Here is a 3,935-nt window from a genome sequence, read left to right as displayed (position 1 = left end):
GATTCACCGGGACGATCTGGTCCTATCCTGACCCGCCTTATCCGGAATTCACCATGATCGAAGCCGTCCTCTGGGACATCGACGGCACGTTGCTGGACAGCGAGCCCTTTCACTTCAAGTCGATCGTCGCCGTCTGCGAGGCCCATGGCCAGACGGTGCCGAAATCCGATTACGACCGCCTGCTCGGCCGCTCGATGGCGGAAGTCTACGCCATGCTGAACGCGGCGCAGCCGATGCCGCTCGACCTGCCGCAACTGGCGGCGGCCTGCTCCGACTATTACATCGCCCATGTCGCCGACGTACCGGCACGGACCGGCGCGCTTGAGAAGGTGGCGGAACTGGCGGAGCGCGGCATCCCGCAAGCCTGCGTCTCCAACAGCGGACGCCGGGTCGTTGATGCCAATTTCAGCGGCATCGTGAGCACGATCGCGATGCCCGGCGCCCTGCGCTTCGCCCTGTCGCGCGACGATGTCGCCCACGGCAAGCCTCACCCCGAACCATACCTCCGAGCCGCCGAGCGGCTGGGCGTCCACCCCTCCGCCTGCCTCGTGGTGGAGGACAGCCCGATCGGCGCCCGCTCCGGCAAGGCCGCCGGCATGGTCACGATCGCGTGGCCGCAGCATGCGACGCTGGAGTTCGACACGGTCAATCACCTGATCGCCGAATTGCATGAACTGGACTGGCCGGCCTTCTTCCGCTGACCGGCGGACCAGCCCTGATGTGAACGGTCCGGAGATGGCCGATGCGCGTTCTGCGGCCTTCTCCGAACCGGAAAAATCGCATAAGGTCCCGCAACTTACTCCAAGAGCCGGAGAGAATGGCCTGTGAGAATACTTTCGCCGCGTAGGTCGGTCTAGAGCGAAGCGGCAGCCGACATAGTATGCGCCTGCTTGTCGGCTGCCGCTTCGCTCTAGACCGACCTACGGCATGAGCGTCTTCACCGGTCAACATCTCAGGCCCTTGGCATCACATGAATCTCGATCTGGGAGCGCCCGCCGTGACTGCCGTCAAGCACACCGTTGATCCCTTGCAGGGGGAGATGCAGCAGTTGGGGAGCGCAGCGCGCGCCGCAGCCGCAGTGCTTGCCCTGGCCCCGACGACCCAGAAGAACGAGGCGTTGCGCGCGGCGGCAGCCGCCCTTCGCTCCCGCGTGCCGGAGATCCTGGCCGCCAATGCCCGCGACTTGGCCGCAGCCGTGGCGCGCGGCACCGCCGCCTCCCTGATGGACCGGCTGAAGCTGGATGAGGCGCGGGTAGAGGGCATCGCCAAGGGCCTGGAAGAGGTGGCGGCCCTGCCCGACCCGATCGGCGCCGTCATGGCGGAGTGGGAGCGCCCCAACGGCCTGAAGATCGCCCGCGTCCGCGTGCCGCTCGGCGTGATCGGCATCATCTACGAGAGCCGCCCCAACGTTACCGCCGATGCCGGCGGACTGTGCCTGAAGTCCGGCAACGCCTGCATCCTGCGCGGCGGTTCCGACAGCTTCGAATCCTCCAGCAGCATCACCGCCTGCATGCAGGCCGGCCTGAAGGCCGCAGGATTGCCCGAAGCGTCGATCCAGCTCGTCCCCACCACCGACCGCGCCGCCGTCGGCATCATGCTGACGATGACCGACGACATCGACGTGATCATCCCGCGCGGCGGCAAGTCGCTGATCCAGCGCGTCGCGGCGGAAAGCCGAATTCCGGTCATCAAGCACCTGGACGGCATCTGCCACGTCTATGTCGATGCCGCCGCCGACCCGAAGAAGGCGCGCGACATCGTCCTGAACGCCAAGATGCGCCGGACCTCCGTCTGCGGCGCCGCCGAGACCCTGCTGGTGGACCGCGCCATCGCCCAACCCCAGCTTCCCGGACTGGTCAAAGCCCTGATCGAGGCCGGCTGCGAGGTTCGCGGCGACGAGACGGTCCAGGCGCTGGACGACCGCGTCATCCCGGCCACCGCTGCCGACTGGGACACCGAATATCTCGACGCCATCATCTCCGTACGCGTGGTGGACGGCATCGACGCCGCCGTCGAGCATATCAACCGTCACGGCTCGCACCACACCGACAGCATCGTGACCGAGGACGCCGCCACGGCGGAAACCTTCCTCAACCACGTGGACAGCGGTATCGTGCTGTGGAACGCCTCGACCCAGTTCGCCGACGGCGGCGAGTTCGGCATGGGCGCCGAGATCGGCATTTCCACCGGCAAACTGCACGCGCGCGGCCCGGTCGGGGCGGAACAGCTCACCAGCTACAAGTATCAGGTGCGCGGCTCCGGGCAGATCCGTCCATGACTCGCGCCTTGCGGGCGGCCGGGAGCAGGACGGCAGAGTGAAGCGGGTCCATCTCTACAGCGGCCGTTTCTGGGCCGGCCGCAAGGTCGGACTGCTCGGCGGCTCCTTCAACCCGGCCCATGACGGCCACCGCCACATCAGTCTGCTGGCGCTGAAGCTGCTCGGCCTCGATTACGTCTGGTGGCTGGTCAGTCCGCAGAATCCGCTCAAATCGACACGCGACATGGCGTCGCTGGAAGAGCGGCTGGTCAGCGGCCAACTGGTCGCCCGGCATCCCCGGATCGTCGTCACCGATATCGAGTGCGAACTGGACACGCGCTTTACGGCACAGACACTTGCCGGGCTCCACGGGCACTTCCCCCATACCCGTTTCGTCTGGCTGATGGGGGCGGACAACCTGACGCAAATACCGCGCTGGCAGAACTGGACGCGAATCTTTGCCAGCACACCCGTTGCAGTCTTCAGCCGGCCTCCATATTCTTTAAGTGCGTTGCATGGCAAAGCCGCGCAACGCTACAGGTGTCGCCGGGTCGGCCAAAACCGGGCGCGGGGGCTTCCAGCGATGGAGCCGCCAGCCTGGGTATTTTTCCAGAACCCGCTGCATCCGGCATCGGCGACGGAAATCCGGAAACGACGCGCGCAAGCAGCGGCGGCGGCTTCCGGCGGTCAACCGGTTTAACAGAGGTGAGAGCCATAACCACGCAAACCCAAAACGCTCCCGAAGCAACTGCAATCGCCGGGAAGCTATCCAAACAGTTCTCTGAGGAATTGCCGAAGCAACTCAGCGAACTCGCCGTCAAGTCGCTGGACGACGACAAGGCCGAAGATATCGTCGTCATCGACCTCGCCGGTAAAACCTCCATCGCGGACTACATGGTCGTAGCGTCGGGCCGCTCCTCGCGGCAGGTCGGCGCCATGGCCGAACATCTGCGCGAGAAGCTGAAGGTCGCCGGCGCTCCCGCGGTCGAGGTCGAAGGCATGGCGCAGGCCGACTGGGTGCTGATCGATGCCGGAGACGTCATCATCCACCTGTTCCGCCCGGAAGTCCGCACCTTCTACAATCTGGAGAAGATGTGGGGCGTCGAGCCGCCGGCAGCGTCCCAGCAGGCTGCCCTGTACGCCTGACGGGATCCGAAGCCTCATGAAGATCTGGCTCGCCGCCGTTGGGCGGGCGCGGGCCGGGGCGGCGCGCGACCTCTACGATGAATACGCCCGGCGCATGACTTGGCCTCTCACGCTCAAGGAGGTCGAATCGAAGAAACGCGCGCCGCCGGACGAACTCAAGCGCCTGGAAGCGGACCTCCTTCTGGCGGCCATACCCAATGCTGCCATGATCGTGGCGCTCGATGAACGGGGAACCACCCTGTCCAGCGAGCGTTTTGCCGAACGCTTGGGTGTCTGGCGCGACCAGGGAGTGGGCGATGTCGCCTTCCTGATCGGCGGGGCCGACGGCCACGGCGAAGCGGTCGGCAAACGGGCCGACCTGATGCTGGCGCTGGGACCCATGACATGGCCGCACCTGATGGTCCGCGCCATGATCGCGGAACAACTGTATCGGGCTCAACAGATTCTGGCGGGACACCCCTATCATCGGGCATAAACCAGCCAGGGCTTCCGCCGCTGAAACGGAACGTTTACCAAACTGGGATAGTGCTAT

At 65.8% G+C, this 3,935-nt stretch carries 5 protein-coding genes; all 5 read left to right on the top strand.

What is annotated here, in order from left to right; genetic code table 11:
- Nucleotides 1-701 (top strand): HAD family hydrolase (locus AC5JJ6_RS02815; RefSeq protein WP_496040589.1); only part of this gene is annotated, 701 nt, incomplete at its 5' end.
- Between the two features lie 338 nt (nt 702-1,039).
- The gene (locus AC5JJ6_RS02810) at nt 1,040-2,278 is read left to right on the top strand and encodes a glutamate-5-semialdehyde dehydrogenase (RefSeq protein WP_496040590.1); all 1,239 of its coding nucleotides are present in this window, start codon (nt 1,040-1,042) and stop codon (nt 2,276-2,278) included.
- Nucleotides 2,279-2,315: 37 nt separating this feature from the next.
- Nucleotides 2,316-2,957, top strand: coding sequence for a nicotinate-nucleotide adenylyltransferase (locus AC5JJ6_RS02805; protein ID WP_496040588.1), 642 nt, complete (start codon nt 2,316-2,318; stop codon nt 2,955-2,957).
- Between the two features lie 89 nt (nt 2,958-3,046).
- Complete coding sequence (rsfS, locus tag AC5JJ6_RS02800; protein WP_244619451.1) at nt 3,047-3,403, top strand: ribosome silencing factor; 357 nt, start codon at nt 3,047-3,049, stop codon at nt 3,401-3,403.
- Nucleotides 3,404-3,419: 16 nt separating this feature from the next.
- Complete coding sequence (rlmH, locus tag AC5JJ6_RS02795) at nt 3,420-3,878, top strand: 23S rRNA (pseudouridine(1915)-N(3))-methyltransferase RlmH (protein ID WP_496040587.1); 459 nt, start codon at nt 3,420-3,422, stop codon at nt 3,876-3,878.
- Nucleotides 3,879-3,935: the final 57 nt, after the last annotated feature.

This window comes from Skermanella sp. (genome assembly GCF_059503625.1).
The sequence above is the reverse complement of the archived record's forward strand: the minus strand, read 5'-3'. Positions and strand labels throughout refer to the sequence as shown.